The sequence below is a fragment of the Candidatus Pelagibacter sp. HIMB1587 genome (assembly GCF_052047775.1).
Taxonomy (GTDB): Bacteria; Pseudomonadota; Alphaproteobacteria; order Pelagibacterales; family Pelagibacteraceae; genus Pelagibacter.
In genome coordinates, this window is sequence record NZ_JBNAJJ010000001.1 from 271,135 (window position 1) to 297,215 (window position 26,081).

Genomic DNA, 26,081 nt, shown 5'->3' on the forward strand with positions numbered 1-26,081 from the left:
TTTAATTTAATTTTTTTGAAGTTCGTAGATAGAAACATAATGTTTCTTTTTAGGTAGTGGGATTATTGTTGGAACTTTAGTTAATCTTGGTTTTATTGATTTATTTCCCACAATAATATTTTTATCATAATTTTCTAAATTTACTTCAGGATGAGGGTTTCCATCATTGATTAATGGCCAAGCATCACAAGCTCTATAACCAAATAAAATTAAGGGTCTTGAGTTATTCATTTGGTTGTGTCCTGATCCATGAACTGATCTACAATGAAAAAAAACAACTGTTCCAGCAGTTCCTGTTATAGAAACACTATCTTTTGTTCCTATTTTATTTTTTTTTGTATCTATTTTTCCAACAAAATAATTTTCTTTGCTGTGGTGGCTGTATAATTTCTTTTTGTGTGAATTTTTTATTATTTTAAGAGGCCCATTTTTCTCATAGCAATCATCTAAATATATACCAACTGTGATTAAATCATCATTAGTATGAGGGTAAAAAGCCCAATCTTGGTGCCATCCAATTTCACTTCCTTTTTTCTTGTTTGGAAGCTTAAAATTTAATTTACCAAGATGAAATCTAACTGTTCCACCTAACAATTTTTTAGCTATTGATATAATCTTTTTATCTCTAGATAATTCATAGAAAACTTTATGCCTGTTCTGAGGATTATTTAGTCTTAAAATTTCTTTATTTTTGGATGAGCCTGAATTGTAAACAAAATGGTAATTATTATAGGATTGAGTTCCATTTACACCATTATGATATTTTTTATTTTTCTCTTTTGAAATAACTTCATTAACAATTTTATTTATTTTGTTTATCTTTGTTTGAGAAATTAAATTGTCTTTAACAAGAAAACCATTTTTTTTAAATAAATTTAAATCGTTCATAAAATCAAATTATAAAGAAAATAAATCCTCTTAGAAAAAATTACAATGCTTATTGTATTATAAAAATATCAGTGAATGTTATATGTTAATCCGAGAATTTAAAAAAATTCCCGGATTAAACCTAATTTTTAATTAACAACCTTTGAAAGATGCAGACATATTTCTAATTAAATTGAAATATAGATCTTTACCTGGATCTAATGTTGCACCTAGAGGATCCAGAACACCAGTTTTAATCTTCATATCTTTTGCTACAGCATTGATAATAGCAGGATTAAACTGAGGCTCTGAGAACACACAAGCTACTTTATCATGCTCAATAATTTCTCTTATTTCAGCAAGTTGTTCTGCACCAGGCATTACATCAGTATTAACAGTAAATGCTCCTAATATTTTAACGTTAAATCTTTCCTCGAAATATTGATAAGCATCATGAAATACAATTGAAGATACGCTGTTACTTAAATCAGTCATTACATCAATTGTAAGTTTATCAATTTCTTGCAAAGCCTTAGCTAAATTACTTTTGTATTTAGCTTCATTTTTTGAATCATTTTCAATTAAATGTTCTGCCATTTCATTTAAGATAGCTTTTGCATTAATTGGGTCCAACCAAATGTGTGGATCAAATTCACCATGTGCATGTCCATTATGATTATCATGTCCATGGTCGTCGTGATCATCTTCTTTTTTACCATGATCTTCGTGATCGTGGTCGTGATCATCTTCTTTTTTACCATGATCTTCGTGATCGTGGTCGTGATCATCTTCTTTTTTACCATGATCATCATCATGTCCATGGTCGTCATTATCATGTTTGTCAAAAATATTTCTTTCTCTAAATTTTAATACTTGTAATGCTTTGATTTCTATTAGTTCAATTTTTTCAGCTTTTTTTGCGATAGAACTTAACGGTTTTTCTAAAAAATTTTCTAAATTTTCTCCTATCCAAAACACAAGATCAGCATTTTGAAGCATTTTTGCATGAGAAGGCTTCATTGCAAATCCATGAGGTGAGCTATAACCATCCACTATTAGATCTGGTTTACCTACACCATCCATTAAATAACTTGCTAATGAATGTATTGGTTTAATAGAAGCAACTACTTTAATTTCAGCATTTGCTGATGAAAATATAGTTAAAAAGGATATTAATGAAAAGATTATTGGTAATTTTTTTAGATTTATCATAAGTAATTATTTAAAAGTTGTTATATTATAACATTATGTAATAATATAACATTTACAAGTCAAGGAATAAATGAACTCTGAGAATAAAATTTTGGTTCAACTAAATAATGCAGGCTTTCGACAAAATGGAAAGTGGTTGGTAGAAGGTGTTTCGTTAAAAGTTGAAAAAGGAAAAATTGTAACTTTAATTGGTCCTAACGGGTCAGGAAAAAGTACAACCGCAAAAATTGCTTTAGGAATTTATAAAAATATAGAAGGAAATGTTGAGAAATATACTAACAAGATTGGATATGTTCCTCAAAAAATATCTATAGATTGGACATTACCTCTTCGTGTTTATGATTTTATGCTGTTAACAGAAAATATTGATGAGGAAGCGATAGATGAAGCTTTAAATTTAACTGGTGTCGTTCACTTAAAAAATAAAAATTTAGGAAATTTATCTGGGGGTGAGTTTCAAAGAGTTTTGATAGCAAGGGCCATTTCAAAAAAACCAGAATTATTAGTTCTTGATGAACCAGTTCAAGGTGTAGATTACACAGGTGAAATTGCTCTTTATGAATTGATTAAAAAAATTTCAGACACTCTTAATTGTGGAATTTTATTAATTTCACATGATTTACATACTGTAATGACAGCTACTGATCATGTTGTTTGTTTAAACGGCCACGTTTGTTGCTCTGGTACACCAATGGATGTAGCAAAAAACAACGAATATAAAACTTTATTTGGTGAAAAAGCATCTCAAATTCTTTCTGTATATGAACATAAACATGACCATGTTCATTCAGAGGAAGGACAAATAAAGAAAAATTAATATGTTTGACGATTTTTTTATTAGAGCTTTAGTTGCTGGAATAGGTGTGGCTTTAGTTACTGGCCCCTTAGGTTGTTTTGTAATTTGGAGAAGATTATCTTATTTTGGTGATACACTCTCTCACTCAGCTTTATTAGGAGTGACTATGGCTTATTCTTTAGAGTTAAATATAGCCTTATCTGTTTTTGTAATTTCATCTGTAGTTGCTTTAATTCTTATTCAACTTCAAAAAAAAACTAATCTACCAGGTGATGCTTTGCTAGGTTTGTTAGCCCATTCTTCTCTAGCAGTAGGCTTGGTTGTGATAGGTTTTTTAACATTCATTAGATTTGATATAATGGGTCTGTTGTTTGGTGACATATTAGCTGTAACTACAAATGACATACTAATAATTTGGATAGGTGGTGCTATCATTTTGCTGATTTTAAAATTGATATGGAATCCTTTATTTGCATCGACTGTTAATTACGAATTAGCGGAGGCTGAAGGATTAAATCCTGAGCGCGCCAAAGCTGTATTCACAATTTTAATGGCAGCGATCATCGCAATTTCAATAAAAATGGTAGGATTGTTGTTAATAACTGGAATGCTAATCATTCCAGCTGCTATGGCTAGAAATATCTCAGACAGTCCTCAGAAAATGATATTTTTCTCAATTATAGGTGGTTTATTATCTGTAATCCTAGGATTGTTTTCTTCACTTGAGTTTAACACAGCTTCAGGACCCTCAATTATTGCTGCTTCATTGTTTTTATTCATTTTATCTTTGTTTAAAATAAAGCAATCCATTCAATTGAAAAACTAATGACTAATTGATAAGAATTTATAGATGCAAAAAGAACACAATCTTTCTAAAAACCAAAAAATAATTTTTGATCTCATTGATAAATCTGGTGAACCTATGAAGGCTTATTCAATTCTTTTTAATGTTCAAAAAAAAGGGATTAAAGCACCATTACAAGTTTATAGAGCTTTAGATAAATTAGTTGAAATTGGAAAAATCCATAAGATCGAAAGTAGAAATGCTTTTATTGCATGTCAAAATTCTAGTTGCCAAATTTCTAAAGCAACAGCTTTTTCTATTTGTGAAAGCTGTGAAAAAGTTTCAGAGATAAATAATTCAAAACTTTCAAAATATTTATCAAATTTTGAGGATGACTCAGGAATGAGATACAACAAATATAACTTAGAATTTTTTGGTTTATGTAAAAAGTGTAAATCGAAGTAATGAGCACAGTACCTTTAACCTTAGATGAAATATTTGAATTAGCCAAAAAAACGCTTTTGGCAAATGGTTGTGATGATGAGACAGCTTCAATTTTATCAGATTTAATCAGAAATGCTGAAAGAGATGGTTCTGTATCACACGGTCTATTTAGATTACAAGCATACGTCACCGGTCTTAAAAGTGGAAAGATAAATGGCAAAGGGAAACCTCAAGTAAAAAAAATATCACCTTCTGTAATTAAAGTTGAGGGAAATAATTGTTTAGCACCTGTTGTATTAAATAAAGGTTTACCTGAATTAGCCAAAGCTGCAAAAGAAAATGGTGTTGCCGTATTAGCAATAAATAATTCACATCATATGGCTGCTATGTGGCCTGAAACAGAAAAGTTAGCAGAAGAAGGTTTAGTTGCATTTGCTTGCACATCATACAAACCTGCTGTTGCACCTGCAGGAGCAATAAAACCATTATTTGGAACGAACCCAATTTCATTTGCTTGGCCAAGACCTGGAAAAACTCCAGTTGTTTATGATATGGCAACTGCATCGATGGCAATGGGTGAAGTTCAGGTTGCTAAAAGAGAAGGGCACAAAGTTCCACTTGGAACTGGTTTGACTAAAGATGGAAAAGAAACAACTGATCCGGGTGAAATTGCTGATGGTGGAGTATTATTACCGTTCGGTGGTTACAAAGGTTCTGCAATTGCAATGATGGTTGAATTATTAGCGGGAGCTTTAGTTGGTGATAATTTTAGTTATGAAACAGCTGCTAAAGATAATAACGATGGTGGACCTCCAAGCGGTGGTGAATTTATATTAGCAATAAATCCAGATAAAACTTCAGGAACTGATTGGCAGAAACATGCAGAAGAATTTTTTAAGAAGATGAAATCAATGGGTGAAGTAAGATTACCTGGTGAAAGACGTCATAAAAATAGATTGGACACTGATCCAAGAAATATAAACGAAGAGTTAGTTAATAAAATTAAATCTTTAAGCTAAAGTAATTTCAATAGGAGTGTGGTCAGAGGGTTTTTCTCTTCCACGAGGATCTTTGTTGATATTTATATCTTTAATTTGATCAATTAGTGAATTTGAAACTAAAAAATGATCAATTCTCATGCCATTATTTTTTTGCCAAGCACCTCTCATATAATCCCAAAATGTATATCCTTCTTTCTCTTCATTAAAATATCTATAAACATCGTTAAAACCTAGATTTATCATCTCTCTAAATTTTTTTCTGATTTCCAACCTATATAAAGCGTCATCCTCAAAACTTTTTACATTATAAACATCTTCTGCTGAAGGAATGATATTAAAATCACCTGCAAGAATTAAATTTGGATTTTTCTTAGATAAAATTTTTAGTTGTTTGATTAATTGATCTAGCCAATTTTTTTTGTAGTCATATTTTTCAGTATCAACAGGGTTTCCATTTGGAGTGTATATATTTATTATTTGAATAGTTTTTTTCTTATGTTCAAATTCAGCAGAAATTATTCTTGATTGTTTTAATTTATCTTTAATCAAATCAGTTCTGATATTTTTTAATTTATTTTTAGAAATAATTGCTACACCATTATAACTTTTTTGACCAAATACGTGGCTTTCATAATCCATTGAAGAAAAATCATCATAAGGAAAATTGATATCTTCGGTTTTGATTTCCTGCATCATTAAAATATCTGGTTTATATTTTAATAAATAACTTTTGATATTTTCAATTCGTGCTCTTACAGAATTGACATTCCAGGATGAAATCAGCATTAAAGTGAGAAAGAAACACCACAACCACAAGAGGATTTTGTTTGTGGGTTAGATATTTTAAATTGTTCACCTATTAACTCAGAAACATAATCAACTTCAGATCCTTTAAGTAAATCTGCAGAGGTTTTATCAATTAAAATATTTTGATAATTTAAATCGTCGTCTTGTTTTGATTTATCGAAAGTGAATTCATATTGAAATCCTGAACAACCACCACCTTTAATAGCGATTCTAAAAAATGAACCTTTGTCTTTTTTTGCTAACAAACTTTCTATTTGTTTTAACGCATTATCTGTAAATTTAATTTCTTTAATCATGTCTCAACACTGATATTACTAATATAATACTTAATTATTTTAATTAAAGGATGAAAAAAGACGCTTTGTTAGGGGTATACAAAAGTAAAGGCAGACTAATTAAGGAATCTAATTCAAAATATCGATCTCCTTTTCAAAGAGATAGAGATCGTATTATTCATAGTGCATCATTTAGAAGGTTAAAACATAAAACCCAAGTATTTGTTAATACTGAGGGTGATCATTTTAGAACAAGGATTACTCACTCAATAGAGGTTGCTCAGATTGCAAGATCAATAGCTAAATATTTGAAATTAAATGAGGATTTAGCCGAAACTTTAAGTTTAGCACATGATTTAGGCCACACTCCGTTCGGTCATGCTGGAGAAGATGCCTTGCATGAATGCATGGAGAATTATGGTGGTTTTGATCACAACCTTCAAACTTTAAGAATAGTTATGTTTTTAGAAAATAAGTATTTTAAGTTTAAGGGATTAAACTTGACCATAGAAACGTTAGAAGGTCTTCTTAAACATAACGGACCTGTTGAGGATATTGGTTTAGTTAATAAGTTAATAGGGTTAAAAGCTTTTAAAGGTAAAATTAAATATAATTCATTTCCATCTCTTGAAGCTCAAATTTCAGCAATTTCAGATGATATTGCATATAACAATCACGATATTCAAGACGGAATAAAAGCCAACCTTTTTAAAATGGAGGAATTAGTTGAATTAGATTTTTTTAAAAATATTCATAAAAAATATAAAAATAAAATTACTAATAAAAATTATAAAATTGCAATTTATCAAATTATAAGAGACTCAATTGACCTCATGGTTAGAGATTTATTGAGCAATACCCAGAAAAATATTCAAAAGCTTAAGATAAAATCCTCAAGAGATGTAGCTAAATCTAATGAATTAATTGTTTGCTTTTCTAACCAAATTAAGAATGCAGAAAAAGAAATTAAATCTTTCTTAAGACACAAAATGTATGACAATAAATCAGTATTGAAAAAAAATCATAAAGGTAAATTAATAATTAAGAAATTGTTTAAAATAATTAAATCAAATCCAAGAAAATTTTTGTCCAAAGATCAATTGACTAAAGATAAATATAGAGCTATTTCAGATTTTATATCTGGTATGACTGATAGATATGCTATTAACCTTTATAACGATAATAAATGAATATTTTTGAATTATATTTAGACAAAATTAAATCAGTTATTGTTGATTTGAATAAAAATAATCAGCTAGAAATTCCAGAGAACTTTAATGGTATTAATGCAGAAATACCTCCACCAAAATTTGATTGTGATATTTCAACAAATGTTGCGATGGTTTTATCAAAAATTAATAAAACTTCACCATTACAGCTTGCAGAAAAACTTGTTCCCGAAATTAAAAATAATGACAGCGAAATTGAAACAATATCTATAGCCAAACCAGGATTTATTAATATTAAATTTAAACCATCTTATTGGTCAAATTTTATTAAAAATATCACAGAAAATGCAGATAGTTTTGGAATAAATGAAAAAGAGAAAAAAAATAATTATTTAGTAGAGTTTGTTTCAGCAAACCCGACAGGTCCTTTACATGTAGGACATTGTAGAGGTGCTATTCTAGGTGATGTTATCTCTAATGTTTTAATTTTTAATAAACACAAAGTTACAAAAGAATATTATGTGAATGATTATGGTAACCAAATTATAAATTTTACTAAATCCGTATATTTTAGAATTAGAGAAGTTCGTTTTAAAGAAACATTTCCTGAAGATAATCCTGATTTGTATCCTGGGGATTATCTAATTGATTTTGCAAAAAATATAATTTCAAATAATTCAAATCTTAACTTTGATAATTTTGACGAAATTAGTGATAAATTAACTGCCTTATCAATAGAGCAGGCACTTCTGCTTATCAAAAATAATCTTAAAAGCTTGGGTATTAAACATGATAATTTTGTTAGTGAAAAAAGTATTGTATTAAACAATGAAGTTGAAAGTGTAATAGATTTTTTAGAAAAAAATAACTTTATTTATAAAGGAAAAATCAAAGCCCCAGCTGGTGAAGATAACAAAGATTGGGTTGAAAGAGAGCAATTATTATTTAAATCAACAGAATTTGGTGACGATAAAGATCGTGCACTTCAAAAATCTGATGGCACATGGACTTATTTTGCAAGTGACGTTGCTTATCATAAAAATAAAGTTGATCGAAATTTTGATTACTTAATCAATATTCTTGGAGCAGATCATGCAGGTTATATAAAACGGATTACCTCCTCGGTTGAAGCACTGTCAGGAAAAAAAGATACATTAATTTGTAAAATTAGTCAGTTGGTAAAGTTAATTAAAGATAACAAGCCTTTCAAAATGTCAAAAAGAAAAGGAGATTATATTACCGTAGATGACTTGATTGAAGAAGTTGGAAGAGATGCAACAAGATTTATTATGCTTAACAGAAGTAGTGATGTTGAATTAGATTTTGATTTCGATGCAGTCAAAGAAAAATCTAAGGACAATCCATTATATTATGTTCAATATTGTTACGCTAGAATTTCATCTGTATTTAGACATATAGATAAAGACTTAAATTCAAAAATTGAATTAAATGATTTTAATTTTGAATATTCTAATGATGAAATTAAAATTTTAAAAAAATTATCTGAATGGCCAAAATGTATTGACGCAGCTAGTACAAAATTAGAACCACATAGAATACCTGTTTACTTATACGATCTTGCATCTGAATTTCACTCGTATTGGAATTTAGGAAAACAATTTCCAGAAAAAAGGTTCATTAATGATCAAAAAACAGTCTCACCAGATAAATTGATCTTTTTGAAGGCTATTTCTAATGTAATAAAAACAGGAATGGATATTGTTGGTGTCGATACACCAAATCAAATGTAATGCTTAAAGAAATAAAGTACTTAATATTTGTTTTAGTAATACTTTTATTTATATTTTTTACAGGAAAATATTATTTTTCAGATGAACACAAAAAAAAATCATACAGATCTCATCAAAATATTGATGAGAAAATAAAATTATATTCAAAAAATTTACCAGTTTTAGAGAATGATACTCAAAATGTAATTGAGTATGTTAAGCAAACAAACAAAAAGAAAAAGAAAAAATTTAATTTTTGGAAATTATTAGACAATGATAAGTAAAAGAAAATCTTTTATAGTTGGTTTAAAATCAACAAAATTATCTAAAAATGAAATTTTATTTCTAAAAAAATATAAACCCTGGGGAATTATCCTATTTACTAGAAATATTAAATCTTTTGATCAAGTTAAAAAATTAACCTCTAGCATTAGAAAAATTTTTAAGGATAAGAAATATCCAATTATGATTGATCAAGAAGGAGGAAGAGTAAACAGATTAAGAAATTTAATTTCCTTTGATAATATGACATCTGAATATTTTGGAGACTTGTTTAATAAAGATAAAAAAAAATTTGAAATCGTTTATAAGTTATTTGTAGATAAGACTTCTTATTTATTGAATTTAATTGGTGTGAATATTAATACTGTTCCAGTTTTAGACCTTAGAGTTAATGGCGCTAGCAAGGTAATTAGTGATCGATCTTATTCAAAAAATAAAAAAATTGTCTCTAAATTAGGGGATATTTGTATTGAATTATTTCAAAATAACTCAATAGGAACTGTAATGAAGCATATACCTGGTCATGGTTTAGCAAAAGTCGACAGTCATTATTCAACACCGATTATTAACAAAACATATGGATATCTTCTAAAAAACGATTTTTGGACATTTAAAAAGAAGAAATGTTTATTTGCAATGACAGGTCATGTTGTTTATTCAAAAATTGATAAAAATAACACTGCCACTCACTCTAAAAAAATAATTAATATTATTAGGAAAAATATAGGATTTAAGAATATTTTAATTTCAGATGACTTATCAATGAAGAGTTTAAGTGATGATTTAAAACTTAATACTATTAATTTATTCAGCGCAGGTTGTAATATAGCACTTCATTGCAATGGAAATATGAAAGAAATGAAGATAGTCGCAGAAAATTCACCTCAAGTGAATAGTTTTATTCTTAAAAAAACATCTCAATTTTATAAAATTTTAAGTTAATATCTTTCCATGTCCACAAATGATTCTGAATTATTTAATGTCGATATAAATAATTATAATGGACCATTAGATGTACTTTTAGATTTAGCAAAAGCTCAAAAAGTTGATTTAGAAGAAATATCTATAACTAAGTTAGCAGATCAATTTCATGAGTATATTACCAATGAAAAAAACTTAAATTTAGAAATTGCTTCTGAATATCTTTTAATGGCTACTTGGTTAGCTTATTTAAAATCAAAATTACTTTTACCTGGTACCCCTGAAGAAGAATTTAAAGTTCAAGAAGTTGCAGAAAAGTTAAAATTACAGCTAAAAAAATTAGAATTAATTCGATTATTATCTGAACAAATGCTTAAGAGAAAAAGATTAGGTAGAGAGATAAGAACTAGAGGCATGAAAGGTAGTATTAGATCAATTTATAGCACTGAATATAATTTAAGCTTATTTGAACTAATGAAAGCTTACTCAACAATAATAATGACTAAAGATTTTCAAAAAATGAATATTCCAAAACTTCCTGTGTTCACAACAGAAGATGGGATTAAAACAATTAGAGAATTTTTTGGCAAACTATTTGAATGGAAAAAACTTGATGAGTTAATTCCAAGTAATTTTAAAAGTGGTTCAAAATACAAGAAAACTGGTAAGGCCGGAATTTTTGCTGGATCATTAGAATTAGTTAAAGAAGGAAATTTATCAATCAAACAAGATAAATTGTTTGATGAAATATATGTAAAGGAAATAAATGATTAAAAAAGCAAAATCTTCAAAAGATAATGTTTTAAAGTTTCCATCAAAATTATCAGATTTAGACAAAGAGATAGAAGCAATTATTTTTGCGGCAGCTGAGCCTTTAGATGTAGACACTATAGAAAGTAAAGTTTCTAAAAAAGGTAACGTTCCAGAGTCTTTAGAAAAATTAAAACAAGAATATTCCAACAGGGGAATTAATTTAATTTGTATAAAAGATAAGTGGTCTTTTAGAACGTCACCAAATTTATCAAGTTTGATGTCGCAAGAAAAAACTGTTGAAAAGAAACTATCAAGAGCTGCAGTAGAGACATTGGCTATAATTGTTTATCACCAACCGGTTACGAGAGCTGAAATTGAAGAAATAAGGGGTGTTGCTTTTGGTACTAATACTTTAGAGATATTAATGGAATTAAATTGGGTAAAACCAGGTGGTCGAAAAGATGTTCCAGGTAGACCAATTCAGTACATAACTACTGATGATTTTTTAAGTCATTTTAACATACAAAAATTATCTGATCTTCCAACAATTGATGAATTAGGAGCTGCTGGTTTAATTGATAGTTCAAGTGTTGATAATGCTATTTTTGGGACTGGAAAATTTTACAAAGAAAAGCAAGAAGAGAAAAAAGAAGATATTTATTCTAATATAGATGAAATGCTTAATAGCACTCTAGATCCTGAAGAGAAAGAATAGTAAAAAGTAACTTTCAAAATAACCTTAAAAAGGTTATAAGTTTTTCATGAGTATAGGAATTTGGCAAATAGCTATTGTAGTTATATTGGTTGTTTTATTGTTTGGAAGAGGAAAAATTTCAAGCTTAATGGGTGATGTAGCTAAAGGAATTAAAAGTTTCAAAAAAGGAATGGCGTCAGACGTGACTGACGATACAGAGCCAAAAAATATATCTGACGATAACAAAGACTCGGATAACAAAAATTAATTTAAATGCCTACTATCGGTTGGTTTGAAATTTTAATTGTTGTTGCTATTGCAATAATAGTTCTTGGACCAAAGGATTTTCCAGTGATGTTAAAGAAAGCAGGCTCCTGGATTGGATCAGCAAAAAGGTACGTTAATAATATTCAAAATGAAGTTTCAAATCTAGAGATAGATGAAGAAAAAATTGATAACGAAATAAAAAAAGAAATTAAAAAAGATGAGTAATGAAGATCAGGAAGGTGGATTTGTAAGTCACCTAACAGAATTAAGAAAAAGGTTAATAAATAGCTTTATCTTTTTATTTATCTTTTTTGTAATTTGTTACTTATTTGCAGAACATATCTATGGTTTTCTTGTTGATCCATTTGCAAGAGCTGTAAAAGAAGACGGCTCTGATAGAAGATTGATATTTACAGCTTTACAAGAGACCTTTTTAACATATCTTAAAGTATCATTCTTCACTGCTTTTTTTGTTACATGTCCATTTATCTTGATGCAAATTTGGAAATTTATTGCACCTGGATTGTACAAACATGAAAAAATAGCAATTCTGCCTTACCTTATATTAACACCAATATTATTTTTTTTAGGAGGCATGCTGGTTTATTATTTGATAATGCCTCTTGCGATTAAATTTTTTCTTTCATTTGAAAGCACAGGTCTTTCAACAAATTTACCAATACAATTAGAGGCTAAAGTTAATGAATATTTATCACTAGTTATGAAATTAATTTTTGCTTTTGGTATCAGTTTTCAGTTACCAGTTGTTTTAAGTCTATTAGCTAGAATCGGAATAGTTGATAGTCAATTTTTAAAAGAGAGAAGAAAATATGTAGTTGTTATAATATTTGCAGCAGCTGCATTGTTAACACCACCAGATCCAATTACTCAAATAGGTTTAGCAATACCTTTATTAATTCTGTATGAATTATCAATATTTTCAGTAAAATTTATAGAAAATAAAAATTTACAAAAAGAAGATGCATAACATTAAAGAAATACGAAAAGATTTTTCCAAATTTCAAAAATCTCTTGAAAAAAGAAATTTAGAAGTAGATTTTGAAAAAATTCAAAAATTAGATGAACAAAATAGAAATTTAATTCAAAAAAAAGAAAGTTTAGAAAAAGAAAAAAAAGATATTTCTAAATCAAAAGATGAGAGTTTGTTTAAGAAATCTAAAGAAATTAGCAAGGAACTCGAGAAAATTGTAGAAGATCAAAAACAAATTAAGTTTGATTTAGATAGTATACTGTCTAGCATACCCAATATACCACATGAAGATGTTCCAAATGGTAAAGACGAAAATGATAACAAAGAAATATTAAAATCAGGAGAGATACCCAATTTAGAATTTAAACCTAAAACACATTACGAATTAGGTGAAAAACTAAATATGCTTGATTTTGATTTAGCTACAAAAACTACTGGTTCAAGATTTGTATTTGTAAAAGATAAATTGGCTCTTTTAGAAAGGGCAATATCAAATTTTATGCTTGATACGCATATTCATCAAAATGGTTATCAGGAAATATCACCTCCATTAATGGCATCAGAAAGCACTATGTACGGCACTGGACAGTTGCCAAAATTTGAAAATGATCAGTTTGAAATTAAATTTGACGAAGGTTCAGATAGAAAATTTTTGATACCAACAGCAGAAGTGATTTTAACCAATATTGTTAAAGATAAAATGATTGATCTTAATAATTTACCAATGAGATTTGTTGCTTCAACTCCTTGTTTTAGAAAAGAAGCTGGAAGTTATGGAAAGGATACAAGGGGCATGATTAGGCAGCATCAATTTTACAAAGTTGAAATGGTAAGCATTGTTGAGAATGAAAAATGTTTAGATGAATTAGAGAGAATGACAAATTGTGCCACTGACATACTAGATAAATTAGAATTACCTTATCGAAAAGTAATTTTATGTTCAGGTGATATGGGTTTTAGCGCAGAGAAGACCTATGATATTGAGGTATGGTTACCATCAGAAAATAAATATAGAGAAATATCTTCATGTTCATCTTGTTCGACGTTTCAAGCACAGCGTATGAAGGCAAGATATAAAAATAATAATAAGGAAAATGTTTTTGCAGGTACGTTAAATGGAAGCGGTTTAGCTGTTGGAAGAACTCTGATTGCAATTATGGAAAACTATCAGCAAAAAGATGGTTCTATTATAATTCCTAAAGTTCTAAGACCTTATATGAACAATATGGAATTGATTTCTAACAATTAAAGTTGTTTTAATTAGTTAGATGGTATAAGAATGCCATAATTTAAAGGAGATTTATGGAAGGTTCAGGAATAGGTCAATTTATACCGCTAATTTTAATTTTTGTTATTTTTTATTTTTTCTTAATCAGACCACAGCAAAAAAAAGTTAAAGAGCATAAAGCAATGGTCGAAGGTTTAAAGAGAGGTGATAAAGTAGTCACATCAGGTGGTATAACAGGAAGAGTAGAAAGATTAATTGATAACGACAAAGTAGAAGTTGAAATAGCTGAAAATGTTAAAGTAGAAATTGTTAAAGCTACAGGTATTCAAAGTCTCTTAAACAATACTCCAGAAGTTAAAAAATAATCAATTAAGATAAGTGCTTTATTTTTCTAAACTAAGAATCTTATTTGTAACTTTATTTTCTTTATTATTTATTTTAATTGCGTCATCAAATTTATTTAAGTTCGATGATAGTTTTTTTAATAAGAAAATAAACCTTGGTTTAGATTTACAAGGTGGTTCTTACCTTTTACTTGAAATTGATAATGAGCCTGTAATTGAACAAAAATTACAAAATTTAACAACCACTATTAGAAATTATTTCAAAGAGAAAAATATCAAAATTAATAATATTAAAATTGATAATCAAAATATTTTTTTCAATGTTGCTGATTTAGACAAACAAGCAGTACTAGATGTGTTTCAAGATGAAAATAGTGATCTAAATCCTTATTACCCAAGATTTAAATCACACCAACTTGATATCGAAGATAATGGTATCAATTTAAAAGTAAGCTTTTCAAGACAAGGCATAATCAATCTTAAAACTTCATCGCAAGATCAAGCTATAGAAATTGTAAGAAGAAGGGTAGATGAAGTCGGTACTAATGAACCAAATATTTTAAAAAGAGGAAATGATAGAATTCTAGTTGAACTTCCTGGGTTAGATGATCCTCAAAGAATTAAATCACTATTAGGAAAAACTGCAAATCTTACATTTAGATTTGTAACTAATGATGAAAGCGATAGATTTGGTGTTGAGAAGTTAAAATTTGAAGATGGTTTAGAAGAGGCAACAGTAAGCAAAAGAATAATCATCAGTGGTGAAAATCTATTAGATGCACAACCAAAAATGGACACTCAAAACAATCAAACTATTGTGTCATTTACATTAGATAGAGTAGGAGCCAAAAGATTTGGTAAAGCAACATCTACTGGTATTGGAAAACAATTAGCCATTGTTTTAGATGGAAAAATAATTAGTGCACCTGTTGTTAGAGATACAATAGCAAGTGGATCTGGACAGATCAGTGGGGGATTTACTTTCCAAAGTGCTACAGATTTAGCTTTATTATTAAGATCTGGAGCTTTACCTGCACCATTAGAAATCATAGAGGAACGAACTGTGGGTCCAGATCTTGGACAAGACTCGATTAATGCAGGAATGATTGCTTTAGCTATAGGCTTTTTATTAGTTATTATTTTTATGTTTGTTAAATACAAAGTTTTTGGACTAATCACTAACGTAACATTAATAATTAATTTATTTTTATTACTTGGTATTTTAACTTTATTTGAAGCAACACTAACTCTTCCAGGTATAGCAGGGATAATTTTAACCGTTGGTATGGCTGTTGATGCAAATGTACTAATTTTTGAAAGAATTAAAGAAGAACTTAAAGATGAAAGTAATAATATTTTAGCTTTTGATGGAGGTTACACAAAATCAAGAACAGCAATTATTGATGCAAATATTACTACTTTATTAGCAGCTATAATTTTATTTTTTATGGGGTCTGGCCCAGTAAAAGGATTTGCTGTTACTTTAGGTGTTGGAATTTTTACAACACTATTCTCAGTTTATTTTATAGCAAGATTGTTTACTAGTCTTTATGTGACAAGAAATAAAAACAAGGAAAAATTAATCTAATGATAGCTTTTAATAAATATTACAATCACTTTAACATACTATCTATATTGTTGATTTCAGCATCACTTTTATTACTAATTTTTAAAGGTTTAAATTACGGCATAGACTTTAAAGGTGGAACATTGATTGAATTAAGATCATCAGATAGCAAAATTAGCGTAAGTTCATTAAGAGACAAATTTAATCAAATGAATTTAGGAGATGTTTCTGTTAAAAAATTTGGAAATGAAACTGATTTTTTAATTAAATTTGAAAATAAAGATAATAAAATAAATATTATTGAAGAAATTAAAAAAGATTTAGATAGTTCTTTTGGAAATAACTATGATTTTAGAAGAGTTGAAAATGTAGGTCCTAAAGTTAGCGCTGAACTGCTTAAAGCTGGTGTGATAGCCATTTCTTTATCTCTAGCTGTTATGCTTATTTACATTTGGATACGTTTTGAGTGGCAATTTAGTTTGGGTGCAATTTTGGCATTATTTCACGATGTAATAGTAACATTGGGAATTTTTTCATTATTTAGTCTTGAAATTAATTTATCAATTATTGCAGCTGTTCTAACTATTGTTGGTTATTCTATGAACGATACGGTTGTAATCTTTGACCGTGTTAGAGAAAATTTAAGAAAATATTCAGATATTAAAATTTTTGAATTAACAAACATTTCAATCAACGAAACTTTATCTAGAACAATAATTACTTCAGCTACAACATTGTTAGCTTTATTGGCGATATTCTTTTTTGGTGGTGAAATTTTAAAAGGTTTTTCTTTAGCAATGATACTTGGTGTTGTTTTTGGAACGTATTCTTCGATTTATATAGCTAATACAGTTTTAGTGAGATTAAGAGTATCACAAAAAACAGTCTTAAGAGAAGACGATAATAAAACAGTTTAATATAAGTTTTGAGCAGCTACCATTGAAAGCAACATTGGTAGAGATAAAAGTGTATTTGTTCTTGAAAATAACATTGCAGTTTTAGCAGACTTAGCTTTTGTTTCTGGATCAGATTCAACTATTCCTAAAGCTCTTTTTTGGTTTGGCCAAATCACAAACCAAACATTAAAAGCCATTACAATTCCTAACCACATACCAATTCCTATCGCCGTATGTTTTGGAACACCAGATCCAATGCTAAAAGTCATAGCATCGTGTAAATATCCATTTAACAAAGCTAGAATTAATCCTGAAAGAACAGTAAACGCAGCTCCCCATCTAAAATAAAACAACGCAGCTGGAGCAATTACTTTCCCAATAGCAGGTTTTTGTTCATCAGGTATTTTTCCCATATTTGGAATTTGAACAAAGTTAAAATACCACAATAATCCTATCCACATTATTGCAACAACAACATGAATGTATCTGAACAACCAGCTCCAAAAAAGAGTATCGAAAGCAATACCATCATTTAAATAGGAAAGACCTAAAAATAATATAATTGCTAATGCAAGAGATGCATGAATTGTTTTAGATAGTGATGACAATAAACTGCTCATGATTCTTAATTAATATACACTAAATTTAGATTTTTTATAAGTTTTTATATTTAATACAAAAGAGGTTTTAAAAACTGGCCTGTGTAGCTTTCTTTTACTTTGCAAACTTCTTCAGGTTTACCTTCTGCAACAATTTTACCACCTTTAACACCACCCTCAGGACCCATATCAACTATATGATCAGCTGTTTTTATAACATCTAAGTTGTGCTCTATTACAACTACGGTATTTCCTAATTTTACAAAAGTATGAAGAATTTCTAGTAATTTTTTAATATCGTGCTGATGAAGTCCAGTTGTTGGTTCGTCTAATATGTACATGGTTCTACCAGTTGATCTTTTTGATAATTCTTTAGCTAGCTTAATCCTTTGTGCTTCACCACCTGATAGTGTAGTGGCCTGTTGTCCAATTTTAATGTAACCAAGTCCAACTTTTTTTAAGGTTAATAATTTAGATTTAATATTTGAAATGTTTTCAAAATATTCACAACCTTCATCAACAGACATATCTAAAACATCAGCTATACTTTTTCCTTTAAACTTAATCTCTAAAGTTTCTCTGTTGTATCTCGTTCCTTTACACTCATCACACTGAATATAAACATCTGGTAAAAAGTGCATTTCATATGTAATAACACCATCGCCTTCACAGGCTTCACATCTACCACCCTTAACATTAAATGAAAATCTTCCTGGTTTATAACCTCTAGTTTTAGACTCTGGTAAGCTAGTAAACCAATCTCTTATAGGACCAAAAGCTCCAGTATAAGTAGCTGGGTTAGATCTTGGAGTTCTACCAATAGGGGATTGGTCGATATCAATAATTTTATCAATTAATTCTACTCCTTTATAACCTTTAAAAGCTTTGGGGGTTTTTCTAGCTTTATTATTAAGTGTTAAGTTTAATGCATGAAATAATGTTTGTAATACTAATGTAGATTTACCACTTCCCGAAACCCCAGTTACACAAGTAAATGTTCCTGTAGGAATTTTAAGATTAACATTGTTTAAATTATTTCCACTAGCACCATTTATTTCTACAAATCTACCATTCTTTGCTAATCGTCTAGTTTTAGGAATTTCAATTTTTTGTTTATTTGCAAGATACTGTCCAGTTATACTCTTCTTATCCCTTTTAAGTTCTTCGTAAGTTCCTTGAGCTGTTATTTGACCACCATTCGTTCCTGCTTCAGGGCCAAGATCAATAATATGATCTGCATTTTCCATTGTTTCAGTATCATGCTCAACGACAATTACTGTATTTCCAAGATCTCTTAATCTTTTTAATGCATTTATTAATTTAACATTATCTTTTTGATGTAAACCAATTGATGGTTCATCTAAAACATACAATACTCCTGTCAAACCAGATCCAATTTGTGAAGCTAATCTAATTCTTTGAGCTTCTCCTCCTGATAAAGTTCCAGACTCTCTTGAAAGTGTTAAGTAATCTAAACCAACATTAAGTAAGAAATTTAATCTTTCATTTATTTCTTTTAGGACATGTTCTGCAATTTTAAATTGCCTTTTATCTAAATTATTTTCTAAGCTTTTAAACCATTCAGCGGCATCATGAATTGATTTTTTAGTAACCTCACTAATATTTAAATCATTAATCTTAACACATAATGCTTCTTCTTTAAGTCTATCACCATTACAAGCTTCACATGCGGTATCAGATTGATATTCGGCTATTGCTTCTCTTTTCCACTCACTATCAGATTCCAAGAAACGTCTTTCAAGATTATTTATCACTCCTTCAAAGGTTTTTTTATATGAATATTTTTCATATCCATCATCATAATTAAATTTAATTTCGTCCTCATCTGAACCATATAAAATTATATCTTTTATTTTTTTTGGAAGCTTTTTCCATTTTTCATCAAGAGAAAATTCATAATGCTTTGCAAGAGAAGCCAATGTTTGGGCATAATATAAAGTTGTCGACTTAGCCCATGGTTCAATTGCTCCATCTGCTAAACTTTTACGATCATCTGGAACTACTAAATTCGGGTCTACATTTAATTTCATTCCTATACCTTCACATTCTTCACAAGCACCATAGGGACTATTAAATGAAAACAATCTTGGTTCTATTTCTTCGATAGTAAAACCACTTTCTGGACAAGCAAACTTTGTGGAGTAAATTAATTTTTCAATTTTTCTAAATTTTTGAGGAAGAGTTTCATCTTCGTATTCAACAAAAACTAACCCATTAGCTAAATTTACAGCTGTTTCTACGCTTTCAGCTAATCTGTTTCCAAGTTTTGAATTAAGTACAATTCTATCAACTAGAATTGAAATGTCGTGTTTTAATTTTTTATCTAGGTTAGGAGATTTTTCTATATCGTATAATACATTATCAATTTTTATTTTTCTAAATCCACGTCTCTTATAGCTTAAAATATCTTTTTTATATTCTCCCTTACGACCCCTAACTACTGGAGCATAAATATAAATTGTAGATTTTTTTGGTAATTTTTTAATTAAATCAACAATTTGAGTAATTGTTTGAGAAGTTATTGGCTTACCTGTAAAAGGAGAGTAGGGAATACCTGCTCTTGCATAGAGTACCCTCATATAATCATAAATTTCTGTAACAGTTGCAACAGTTGATCTGGGATTTTTTGAAGTGTTTTTTTGCTCAATTGCTATAGCAGGACTTAAGCCTTCAATTAAATCAACATTTGGTTTTTTCATTTTATCTAAAAACTGACGAGCATAAGCAGATAAACTTTCAACATATCTCCTTTGACCTTCAGCATAGATGGTATCAAAAGCTAATGAGGATTTTCCTGACCCAGACAAACCTGTTATCACTACAAATTTATCTTTTGGAATCTCTACAGTCACATTCTTCAAATTGTGTTCTTTAGCGCCCTTAATAACTATCTTTTTCATCATATTTTTTGTTGCTTTGAGTCAATAAAATTAATATTCAGAAGAATTGTGATATAAATCTTATTAATTAATTTAACAAATAGTAAAATATTATGGCTGGAAGTTTAAATAAAGTATTATTAATTGGTCGTTTGGGCGCAGATCCTGAAATTAAACAAATGGTAAACGGGAAGAGTGTAGCCAGACTAAGTCTTGCAACCAGTCAAACATGGAAAGATAAAAATACTGGTGAAAGAAAAGAAAAAACTGAATGGCACCGTATAGTTGTATTCAATGAAGGATTGGTTAATGTTGTTCAACAATATTTAAAAAAGGGTGCTCAAGTTTATGTAGAGGGACAACTGACAACACGTAAATGGAAAGATGAACAATCTGGCCAAGACAAGTATTCAACAGAAATTGTTATACAAGGTTATAATTCTTCACTTACAATGTTAGGTGGGGGAAATGCAGGTGGTGGAATTCAGAATGACACAACTCAACAAAATAATATTGAGGACTCTTCTCAAGTGTCAAATGATATGGATGACGAGATACCATTTTAATTTCTATGCAAAAAACTGAAGAACCGAAAGATAAGAATATTAATCTAATCTCTATGCATGACGAGATGAGCTCGTCTTACTTGTCTTATGCAATGAGTGTGATTGTAAGTCGTGCATTACCCGATGTAAGAGATGGATTAAAACCAGTTCACAGAAGAATTCTTTATGCAATGTACAAAGGTGGTTATGATTGGTCTAAACAATTTAGAAAATCAGCAAGAATAGTCGGGGATGTAATTGGTAAATATCACCCTCATGGTGACCAATCTGTTTATGATGCTTTAGTTAGAATGGTGCAAGATTTTTCGATGAGTTTACCTTTAGTTCAAGGACAAGGTAATTTTGGATCCATTGATGGTGATCCTGCTGCTGCTATGAGGTATACCGAAACAAGATTGTCAAAAGTTTCACAATTTTTAATTGATGATATCGAAAAAAATACGATTAATTTTAAAAGTAATTATGATGAAACAGAGAAAGAACCTAGCGTATTACCTGCGCAATTTCCAAATTTATTAGTTAATGGTGCTGGAGGTATAGCTGTTGGTATGGCAACTAGTATTCCACCTCATAATCTTGGTGAGATAATTGATGGTACTTTAGCCTTAATAGACAATAAAGACATTAAAATAAAAGAATTAATGAAACATATTCCAGGACCAGATTTTCCAACTGGAGGAGTAATAATTGGTAAAGATATAATTAAACAAGGTTACAACAATGGAAGAGGATCATTTAAAATTAGAGGTGAGGTATCGGTAGAAAGCTTAAAGAATGGTAGAGATAGATTGGTAATTACTTCAATTCCATACCAAGTAAACAAAGCCGTACTAAATGAAAGAATTGCACAATTAGTTAGAGAAAAGAAAATTGAAGGTATTAAAGATATAAGGGATGAGTCTAATAGAGAAGGTATAAGAGTTGCTATTGATTTAAGAAATGGTGTTGAACCAGAAACGATTAAAAGACAGCTTTACAAAAATACTCAAATAGAAAGTTCTTTTGGTTTTAACACTTTAGCAATAGTAGAAGGGAAACCAAAAACATGCACATTAAAAGAATTTCTTTCTAATTTTTTATCTTTTAGAGAAGATGTAGTAATCAAAAAGACAAAATTTGATCTTCAAAAAGCAGAGGAAAGAGCTCATATCTTAATAGGTTTATCTGTAGCAGTAGAAAATTTAGATAAAATTATAAAAATTATTAGATCTTCAAAAACACCAGAAGATGCGAAAAATGCTATATTAAAAACTAAATGGAAAATAAGCAAATCACAAAAATTAATTTCTTTAGTAGAAGGAAAAAAAGGTAAAAATGTTTATTCTTTATCCGAACCACAAGTATTAGCTATCTTAGAATTAAGATTACAAAAGTTAACAGCTCTTGGTATCAATGAAATTGAGGTTGAGATTAAAAAATTAGCTGAATTAATTGCAAAATATAAAAAAATTATATCCTCTAAAAAAGAGCTTTTGAGAGTAATAAGTGAAGAATTAAAAAATATTAAAGAAAAATTTGCTGTTCCAAGAAGAACTAAAATCATTGATGCAGTCTTAAATTACGATATCGAAGAAACAATCCAAAAACAATCTGTGATTATTACAGTAACTTTGCAAGGGTATATTAAAAGAGGCTCATTAAATAATGTGAAACAACAAAAAAGAGGTGGAAAAGGTAAATCTGGAATTACTACCAGAGATCAAGACTCTGTAATACAAACCCTTTCAGTAAATACGCATACATCAGTTTTATTTTTTTCAACAGAAGGACTTGTTTATAAAATTAAAGCTTGGAAAATTCCTGAAGGATCGTCAGCTTCAAAAGGTAAATCCTTATTCAATATTCTTCCATTAAAGAGTCATCAATCCATTAGTTCAATTATGCCAATGCCTGATGAAGATACAGATTCAAAAAATTATCAAATTATTTTTGCTACAGCACAAGGTAAAGTAAGAAAAAATAGTTTAGAAGATTTCTCTTCCATTAATGCTTCAGGAAAAATTGCAATGAAACTTGACAACAACGATAAAATTGTTGGAGTTAAAATTTGTAAAGATGATCAAGACATAATTCTAAGTACTAGATTTGGAAAATGTATCCGTTTTGAAGCTAGAAAATTAAGAGTATTTAAGGGAAGGTCTTCTAAAGGAATAAAAGGTATTGAACTTTCTTCTGACGATCAAATTGTTTCGTTATCAGTAATTGATAATGATAAATTGAGTAAAAATGGAAAAAAATCAAAAGATGAAAAATCAGAATTAAAAGCAAAAGAAAAATTTGTTTTAGCAATAAGTGAAAACGGTTATGGTAAAAAGACTTCTCATATTGACTATAGAGTTACTAATAGAGGAGGGAAGGGTATTATTGGAATTATAAATTCACCAAGAAATGGAAATATAACATCATCTTTTCCTGTATTTGAGGGTGATGAAATTTTAATATCTACAAATAAAGGAAGGGTTATTAGAGTTGCAGTGAAAGAAATAAGAACTGCTAGTAGAAATACTCAAGGTGTAAGAATTATAAAATTATCTGGTGATGAAAAAGTTGTTTCTGCAATTAAAATTGATGATAATTTAATTTAATGAGTAAAATTGCTATTTACCCAGGAACTTTTGATCCAATTACTTATGGTCATATAGATGTTATTAAAAAAGCATTAAAACTTTTTGATAAAATAGTAGTCGGAGTTTCAGATGTTAGTAATAAAAATTATTTATTTTCATCAGAGGAAAGAATAGAAATTGTTAATAAAGCTTTATTTAAGGATTTAAAATTAAATAAAAAAAAAATTATAGTTGTTTCCTTTGGTTCACTAACCACAGATTTGTGTAAAAAATATAAATCAAACATTATATTGCGTGGTTTAAGGGCTGTATCTGATTTTGAATATGAATTTCAACTTGCTGGAATGAATAGAAAGTTGAACCAAGACATTGAAACAATTTTTTTAATGTCAGATGTAGAAAATCAAATTATTTCATCTAGATTTGTTAAAGAAATTGTAAAATTAAATGGAAATATTAAAAAATTTACTACCAAAAGCACAATAAAATCTTTAAAAGAAAAATATGAATAGAATTTTATCGTACATATTTATTTTATTTTTTATTAGTGCAAATCAATTAATAGCTGAGGAGAATATAATGATTTTAAAACTAAAAGATGGTGATGTAAAAATTGAATTATTTGAAGACGTTGCGCCAAACCATGTCAAAAGAATTAAAGAATTGGCTAACAGTGGAAAATATGACAACGTTGTATTTCATAGAGTAATAGATGGCTTCATGGCTCAAACAGGAGATGTTAAATTTGGAAATTCAGAATCTAAAGAATTTGATTTAAGAAGAGCAGGTATGGGTGGATCTGATATGCCCGATTTAGAACAAGAGTTTAATAGTTTACCTCATGACAGAGGCACATTATCTATGGCTAGAGCTCAAGATCCAAATAGTGCAAATAGCCAGTTTTTTATTTGCTTTCAACCAGCTCCTTTTTTAGACAGACAGTATACTGTTTTTGGTAAAGTTGTTGAAGGAATGGAGTTTGTAGATAAAATTAAAAGAGGTGACCAAAATAACAATGGTGCTGTAACAGATCCTGATAAAATTATAAGTTTTAAATCTTTGTAAAATATTAAATGGCATTAAAAAATTTTGCCTTTAAAGTTTTAAATAAAGATAAATTTGCTAGACGTGGTGTTATAGAAACTCATAGAGGTGAGATTAATACACCAGCATTTATGCCTGTTGGCACACAAGCATCAGTTAAAGCTTGTACAATCGATGACATAAAGACAACTGGATCAGAAATAATACTATCAAATACATATCATTTAATGATCAGACCTGGGGTGGAAAGAATTCAGTCAGCAGGTGGTTTGCATGAGTTCATGAACTGTGATTTACCAATACTTACAGATTCAGGTGGTTTTCAAGTAATGTCTCTATCAAAGTTAAATAAAATAGATCGTGAAAAAGGGGCCATATTTAATTCACACGTTGATGGAAAAAAATTTTATTTAAGCCCTGAAGAAAGTATTAGGATTCAATTAGGCTTAAACTCAGATATTGTAATGATAATGGATGAGTGTCCAAAAAAAACTGAAGATTATAATTTAATAAAAAAATCTATGGATCTATCTTTGTATTGGGCTGAGAGATCTAAAAAGGCATTTGGAAATAATCCTCACAAAGGTTTATTTGGAATTATTCAAGGAGGATTATTCAAAGATTTAAGATTAAAATCACTTGAAGGACTTACAAAGATAGGATTTGATGGCTATGCAGTCGGAGGATTAGCTGTAGGTGAAACCCAAGATGAAATGTTTGCTACTCTTGATGGTATTAAAGAACATTTGCCAGAAGAAAAACCTCATTATTTAATGGGTGTTGGTACACCTTCAGATATTTTAGGAGCGGTAAAAAGAGGTATAGATATGTTTGATTGCGTTCTTCCAACTAGATCAGGTAGAACGGGTCTTGCTTTTTCATGGAATGGAAGGGTGAATATTAAGAATAACAAATACCAATATGATAATTCTCCCTTAGATCCTAATTGTGAAAATTTAAATTTAAATAAATATTCAAAAAATTACTTAAATCACTTGTTTAATACTAATGAAATATTAGCATCCATGCTTTTAACACTTCATAATATAAATTTTTATCAAGAATTAATGTCTGAAATCAGAAAAAACATTATGAATAACACTTTCGATGAATTTCATGATAAATACATTGATAAGTTGTAGTCTTATCAACTGTGCTATTATGTATAAAACTAATCAGTAAAAACCCTTCATTTATAACAATTTCTTTTTACAAAAAAATACCTTGAACGAATTGAAATATTAAAAATTATCTATATACAAACCATATTCATTTTCATAAAAATGAAAACTATGTGGGCCGTTAGCTCAGTTGGTAGAGCAATTCCCTTTTAAGGAATGGGTCGATGGTTCGAGTCCATCACGGCTCACCATATTT

The 26,081-nt window shown here is 29.0% G+C and carries 28 protein-coding genes and 1 tRNA gene; 23 read left to right on the forward strand and 6 right to left on the reverse strand.

Features of this window, described 5'->3' with window-relative positions:
* Window positions 1-6: 6 nt before the first annotated feature.
* Together ACTTBE_RS01485 and ACTTBE_RS01490 are read right to left on the reverse strand one after the other, a co-directional pair.
* Window positions 7-888: a phytanoyl-CoA dioxygenase family protein gene (locus tag ACTTBE_RS01485; RefSeq protein ID WP_440676869.1), complete on the reverse strand. Its 882-nt coding sequence runs from the start codon at window positions 886-888 to the stop codon at window positions 7-9.
* Window positions 889-1,020: 132 nt separating this feature from the next.
* Window positions 1,021-2,079, reverse strand: a complete 1,059-nt coding sequence (locus tag ACTTBE_RS01490) for a zinc ABC transporter substrate-binding protein (RefSeq protein WP_440676870.1) — start codon at window positions 2,077-2,079, stop codon at window positions 1,021-1,023.
* A 70-nt stretch (window positions 2,080-2,149) separates the two neighbouring features.
* Here ACTTBE_RS01490 and ACTTBE_RS01495 point away from each other — a divergent pair, with 70 nt between their 5' ends.
* From ACTTBE_RS01495 to ACTTBE_RS01510, 4 genes are read left to right on the forward strand one after another with little or no spacing between them, the layout of a single operon-like run.
* Window positions 2,150-2,896, forward strand: a complete 747-nt coding sequence (locus ACTTBE_RS01495; protein ID WP_440676871.1) for an ATP-binding cassette domain-containing protein — start codon at window positions 2,150-2,152, stop codon at window positions 2,894-2,896.
* Window position 2,897: 1 nt separating this feature from the next.
* A complete protein-coding gene (locus ACTTBE_RS01500) occupies window positions 2,898-3,701 on the forward strand; it encodes a metal ABC transporter permease (protein ID WP_440676872.1) in 804 nt (267 codons plus the stop codon).
* A gap of 24 nt (window positions 3,702-3,725) precedes the next feature.
* Window positions 3,726-4,124, forward strand: coding sequence for a Fur family transcriptional regulator (locus tag ACTTBE_RS01505; protein WP_440614396.1), 399 nt, complete (start codon window positions 3,726-3,728; stop codon window positions 4,122-4,124).
* Window positions 4,124-5,122, forward strand: a complete 999-nt coding sequence (locus tag ACTTBE_RS01510) for an Ldh family oxidoreductase (RefSeq protein ID WP_440676873.1) — start codon at window positions 4,124-4,126, stop codon at window positions 5,120-5,122. The genes ACTTBE_RS01505 and ACTTBE_RS01510 overlap by 1 nt, the downstream gene beginning before the upstream one ends.
* On the opposite strand, the gene xth is transcribed toward ACTTBE_RS01510, so the two are convergent.
* Window positions 5,114-5,890 carry an exodeoxyribonuclease III gene (gene xth / locus ACTTBE_RS01515; RefSeq protein ID WP_440676874.1) on the reverse strand — a complete coding sequence of 259 codons (777 nt, stop codon included), beginning with the start codon at window positions 5,888-5,890 and terminating at the stop codon, window positions 5,114-5,116. The two genes, ACTTBE_RS01510 and xth, sit on opposite strands and share 9 nt — an antisense overlap.
* Window positions 5,890-6,207 carry a HesB/IscA family protein gene (locus ACTTBE_RS01520; protein ID WP_262589230.1) on the reverse strand — a complete coding sequence of 106 codons (318 nt, stop codon included), beginning with the start codon at window positions 6,205-6,207 and terminating at the stop codon, window positions 5,890-5,892. The genes xth and ACTTBE_RS01520 overlap by 1 nt, the downstream gene beginning before the upstream one ends.
* A gap of 50 nt (window positions 6,208-6,257) precedes the next feature.
* On the opposite strand from ACTTBE_RS01520, the gene ACTTBE_RS01525 reads away from it, so the two are divergent.
* From ACTTBE_RS01525 to secF, 13 genes are read left to right on the forward strand one after another with little or no spacing between them, the layout of a single operon-like run.
* The gene (locus ACTTBE_RS01525) at window positions 6,258-7,376 is read left to right on the forward strand and encodes a deoxyguanosinetriphosphate triphosphohydrolase (RefSeq protein ID WP_440676875.1); all 1,119 of its coding nucleotides are present in this window, start codon (window positions 6,258-6,260) and stop codon (window positions 7,374-7,376) included.
* Window positions 7,373-9,106, forward strand: a complete 1,734-nt coding sequence (argS, locus tag ACTTBE_RS01530) for an arginine--tRNA ligase (RefSeq protein WP_440676876.1) — start codon at window positions 7,373-7,375, stop codon at window positions 9,104-9,106. The genes ACTTBE_RS01525 and argS overlap by 4 nt, the downstream gene beginning before the upstream one ends.
* A complete protein-coding gene (locus ACTTBE_RS01535) occupies window positions 9,106-9,369 on the forward strand; it encodes a hypothetical protein (RefSeq protein WP_262589227.1) in 264 nt (87 codons plus the stop codon). The genes argS and ACTTBE_RS01535 overlap by 1 nt, the downstream gene beginning before the upstream one ends.
* On the forward strand, window positions 9,359-10,309 hold the full coding sequence (locus tag ACTTBE_RS01540) for a glycoside hydrolase family 3 N-terminal domain-containing protein (RefSeq protein ID WP_440676877.1): 951 nt from the start codon (window positions 9,359-9,361) through the stop codon (window positions 10,307-10,309). Before ACTTBE_RS01535 ends, ACTTBE_RS01540 begins: the two co-directional genes overlap by 11 nt.
* Before the next feature lie 9 nt (window positions 10,310-10,318).
* A complete protein-coding gene (locus tag ACTTBE_RS01545; protein ID WP_262589225.1) occupies window positions 10,319-11,062 on the forward strand; it encodes a segregation and condensation protein A in 744 nt (247 codons plus the stop codon).
* Window positions 11,055-11,756 carry an SMC-Scp complex subunit ScpB gene (gene scpB / locus ACTTBE_RS01550; protein ID WP_440614388.1) on the forward strand — a complete coding sequence of 234 codons (702 nt, stop codon included), beginning with the start codon at window positions 11,055-11,057 and terminating at the stop codon, window positions 11,754-11,756. Before ACTTBE_RS01545 ends, scpB begins: the two co-directional genes overlap by 8 nt.
* Window positions 11,757-11,802: 46 nt before the next feature.
* Entirely contained in the window at window positions 11,803-12,003 is a 201-nt protein-coding gene (tatA, locus tag ACTTBE_RS01555; RefSeq protein WP_262589223.1) for a twin-arginine translocase TatA/TatE family subunit, read from the forward strand.
* Window positions 12,004-12,008: 5 nt separating this feature from the next.
* On the forward strand, window positions 12,009-12,227 hold the full coding sequence (tatB, locus tag ACTTBE_RS01560; RefSeq protein WP_262589222.1) for a Sec-independent protein translocase protein TatB: 219 nt from the start codon (window positions 12,009-12,011) through the stop codon (window positions 12,225-12,227).
* The gene (gene tatC, locus ACTTBE_RS01565; RefSeq protein ID WP_440614387.1) at window positions 12,220-12,990 is read left to right on the forward strand and encodes a twin-arginine translocase subunit TatC; all 771 of its coding nucleotides are present in this window, start codon (window positions 12,220-12,222) and stop codon (window positions 12,988-12,990) included. The genes tatB and tatC overlap by 8 nt, the downstream gene beginning before the upstream one ends.
* On the forward strand, window positions 12,983-14,242 hold the full coding sequence (gene serS, locus ACTTBE_RS01570) for a serine--tRNA ligase (RefSeq protein WP_440676878.1): 1,260 nt from the start codon (window positions 12,983-12,985) through the stop codon (window positions 14,240-14,242). Before tatC ends, serS begins: the two co-directional genes overlap by 8 nt.
* Window positions 14,243-14,295: 53 nt before the next feature.
* Window positions 14,296-14,586 carry a preprotein translocase subunit YajC gene (gene yajC, locus ACTTBE_RS01575; RefSeq protein WP_262589219.1) on the forward strand — a complete coding sequence of 97 codons (291 nt, stop codon included), beginning with the start codon at window positions 14,296-14,298 and terminating at the stop codon, window positions 14,584-14,586.
* 13 nt (window positions 14,587-14,599) lie between these two features.
* Complete coding sequence (secD, locus tag ACTTBE_RS01580) at window positions 14,600-16,153, forward strand: protein translocase subunit SecD (protein ID WP_262589218.1); 1,554 nt, start codon at window positions 14,600-14,602, stop codon at window positions 16,151-16,153.
* A complete protein-coding gene (gene secF, locus ACTTBE_RS01585) occupies window positions 16,153-17,049 on the forward strand; it encodes a protein translocase subunit SecF (RefSeq protein ID WP_440676879.1) in 897 nt (298 codons plus the stop codon). The genes secD and secF overlap by 1 nt, the downstream gene beginning before the upstream one ends.
* Here secF and ACTTBE_RS01590 read toward each other — a convergent pair.
* A complete protein-coding gene (locus ACTTBE_RS01590) occupies window positions 17,046-17,648 on the reverse strand; it encodes a urate hydroxylase PuuD (protein WP_440676880.1) in 603 nt (200 codons plus the stop codon). The genes secF and ACTTBE_RS01590 overlap by 4 nt on opposite strands.
* Window positions 17,649-17,698: 50 nt before the next feature.
* Window positions 17,699-20,551, reverse strand: coding sequence for an excinuclease ABC subunit UvrA (gene uvrA / locus ACTTBE_RS01595; protein ID WP_440676881.1), 2,853 nt, complete (start codon window positions 20,549-20,551; stop codon window positions 17,699-17,701).
* Window positions 20,552-20,640: 89 nt separating this feature from the next.
* Between uvrA and ssb the strand changes: the two genes are divergently transcribed.
* The 6 genes from ssb (at window position 20,641) to ACTTBE_RS01625 (ending at window position 26,076) form a co-directional block, all read left to right on the forward strand.
* Window positions 20,641-21,093: a single-stranded DNA-binding protein gene (ssb, locus tag ACTTBE_RS01600; protein ID WP_440676882.1), complete on the forward strand. Its 453-nt coding sequence runs from the start codon at window positions 20,641-20,643 to the stop codon at window positions 21,091-21,093.
* 5 nt (window positions 21,094-21,098) lie between these two features.
* Window positions 21,099-23,678 (forward strand): DNA gyrase subunit A, encoded by a 2,580-nt coding sequence (gene gyrA, locus ACTTBE_RS01605; RefSeq protein WP_440676883.1) that lies wholly within the window; start codon window positions 21,099-21,101, stop codon window positions 23,676-23,678.
* Entirely contained in the window at window positions 23,678-24,172 is a 495-nt protein-coding gene (coaD, locus tag ACTTBE_RS01610; RefSeq protein WP_440676884.1) for a pantetheine-phosphate adenylyltransferase, read from the forward strand. The genes gyrA and coaD overlap by 1 nt, the downstream gene beginning before the upstream one ends.
* The gene (locus tag ACTTBE_RS01615) at window positions 24,165-24,725 is read left to right on the forward strand and encodes a peptidylprolyl isomerase (protein WP_262589211.1); all 561 of its coding nucleotides are present in this window, start codon (window positions 24,165-24,167) and stop codon (window positions 24,723-24,725) included. The genes coaD and ACTTBE_RS01615 overlap by 8 nt, the downstream gene beginning before the upstream one ends.
* A gap of 8 nt (window positions 24,726-24,733) precedes the next feature.
* Entirely contained in the window at window positions 24,734-25,846 is a 1,113-nt protein-coding gene (tgt, locus tag ACTTBE_RS01620) for a tRNA guanosine(34) transglycosylase Tgt (protein WP_440676885.1), read from the forward strand.
* 154 nt (window positions 25,847-26,000) lie between these two features.
* Window positions 26,001-26,076 (forward strand) — tRNA-Lys (locus ACTTBE_RS01625).
* The last annotated feature ends 5 nt before the right edge of the window (window positions 26,077-26,081 follow it).